The organism is Pseudomonas sp. 05N434 (assembly GCF_056396965.1).
In genome coordinates, this window is the sequence record NZ_JBFTMK010000652.1 from 1 (window position 1) to 2,510 (window position 2,510).

1 protein-coding gene is annotated in these 2,510 nt (G+C 58.6%); it reads right to left on the bottom strand.

The window, feature by feature from the left end:
- On the bottom strand, window positions 1–2,510 hold a 2,510-nt coding region (locus AC1DLB_RS27475; protein WP_477786048.1), incomplete at both ends, for a 2-oxoglutarate dehydrogenase E1 component.

A 2,510-nucleotide genomic window follows, 5' to 3' on the forward strand; every position in this document is an offset into this window, starting at 1 on the left:
TCCTCAGGGAACGGATACAGCTGCTCGATACGCACGATGGCGATGTCTTCACGACCTTCGGCACGGCGTTTTTCCAGCAGGTCATAGTAGACCTTGCCGCTGCACAGGATCATGCGAGTGACCTTTTTCGGGTCAAGCGCATCGATTTCCGGGATCACGGTCTGGAACGAACCTTCGGCCAGATCTTCCAGGGTCGAGATGGCCAGCTTGTGACGCAGCAACGACTTCGGAGTCAGGACTACCAATGGTTTGCGCAGCGGGCGAATCACCTGACGACGCAGCAAGTGGTAGATCTGGGCCGGCGTAGTCGGCACGGCTACCTGAATGTTGTGCTCGGCGCACAGCTGCAGGTAACGCTCCAGACGAGCCGAGGAGTGCTCCGGACCCTGACCTTCATAACCGTGCGGCAACAGCATGGTCAGACCGCAGAGACGGCCCCACTTGTGCTCGCCACTGGTGATGAACTGGTCGATAACCACCTGGGCACCGTTGGCGAAGTCGCCGAACTGGGCTTCCCAGATAACCAGAGCGTTTGGCTCGGTGGTCGAATAACCGTATTCGAACGCCAGAACCGCTTCTTCGGACAGGAATGAATCGTACAGGTCGAAACGTGGCTGACCCTTGTACAGGTTTTGCAGCGGGATATAGGTACCCGCGTCTTTCTGGTTGTGCAAGACAGCGTGACGGTGCGAGAACGTACCGCGACCGATGTCCTGACCCGTCATGCGAATCGGGTGACCTTCGAACGCCAGGGTCGCGTACGCCATGGTTTCGGCGTAACCCCAGTTGATCGGCAGGCCGCCGGCTTGCATCTTCTGACGGTCTTCGTAGATTTTCGAGACCTGGCGCTGAACCACGAAGCCTTCCGGAATCTCCAGCAGCTTGGCGGACAGTTCCTGCAAGGTTTTCAGATCGAAGCGAGTATCGTGACGCGCGGTCCAGGCGTGGCCCAGATACGGACGCCAGTCCACGAACAACTCTTTGTTCGGCTCTTTGACCAGGCTTTTTACTACGTGCAGACCGTTGTCCAGCGCGTTGCGGTATTCGTCGACTTTCGCCTGAACACGCTCAGCGTCCAGCACCCCACTCTGGGTCAGACGATCGGCATACAGCTCACGGGTGGTGCGCTGCTTGGTGATCTGCTGATACATCAGAGGCTGGGTACCGCTTGGCTCRTCAGCCTCGTTGTGGCCGCGACGACGGTAGCAGACCAGATCGATCACCACGTCACGCTTGAACTGCATGCGGTAGTCGATGGCCAACTGGGTCACGAACAACACGGCTTCCGGATCATCACCATTCACATGGAGGATCGGCGCCTGGATCATCTTCGCAACGTCGGTCGCGTACTCGGTGGAGCGCGAGTCCAGCGGGTTGCTGATGGTGAAGCCGACCTGGTTGTTGATCACGATGTGCACGGTGCCGCCGGTCTTGAAACCGCGGGTCTGCGACATCTGGAAGGTTTCCATGACCACGCCTTGACCGGCGAATGCCGCGTCACCGTGGATGGAGATCGGCAGAACCTTTTCACCGGTAGGATCGTTACGACGATCCTGACGGGCACGGACCGAACCCTCGACCACTGGAGAAACGATTTCCAGGTGAGACGGGTTGAAAGCCATGGCCAGGTGAACTTCACCGCCGGTGGTCATGACGTTGGACGAGAAGCCCTGGTGATATTTAACGTCACCGGAACCCAGCTCGACCTTCTTCTTGCCTTCGAACTCGTCGAACAACTCGCGCGGGTTCTTGCCAAAGGTGTTGACCAGCACGTTCAGACGACCACGGTGGGCCATGCCGATGACGATTTCCTTGGTGCCGTAGGAGCCGGAACGCTGGATCAGTTCATCGAGCATCGGAATCAGGCTCTCGCCGCCTTCCAGACCGAAACGCTTGGTACCCGGATACTTGGTCCCAAGGTATTTTTCAAGACCCTCGCCGGCAGTGACGCGCTCGAGCAGGTGACTCTTGATGTCGGCGGAGTACGTCGGACGGCCGCGCACGCTTTCCAGACGCTGCTGGAACCACTGGCGCTGCTCGGAATCGGTGATGTGCGTAAATTCAGCGCCGATGGTGCGGCAATATGTCTGCTGCAACGCTTCGTGAATTTCGCGTAGGCTCGCCTCCTCTTTGCCGATGAACAGGTCGCCGGCACGGAAGGTCGTATCAAGATCGGCATTGGTCAAGCCGTAATGATTGATTGACAGGTCTGCAGGTGCAGGACGCTGCCACAGCCCCAGCGGGTCAAGCTGGGCTGCCTGGTGGCCACGCATACGGTAGGCCTGGATCAATCGCAGCACTTCAACTTGCTTCTTCTCGTGCTCACTGCTCACGCTGCCGGCGGAAACCGGTCGGGCGCGGCGCTGGTTCTTTGCCAGCAAGACGAAATGATCGCGAATTGTGGAGTGCGAAACATCGGTGGCAGTGTTGCCATCAGCAGGCAACTTCTGGAAGTAGGTGCGCCACTCTTCTGGCACAGCGTTAGGGTCGTGCAGGTAGAGCTCGTAGAG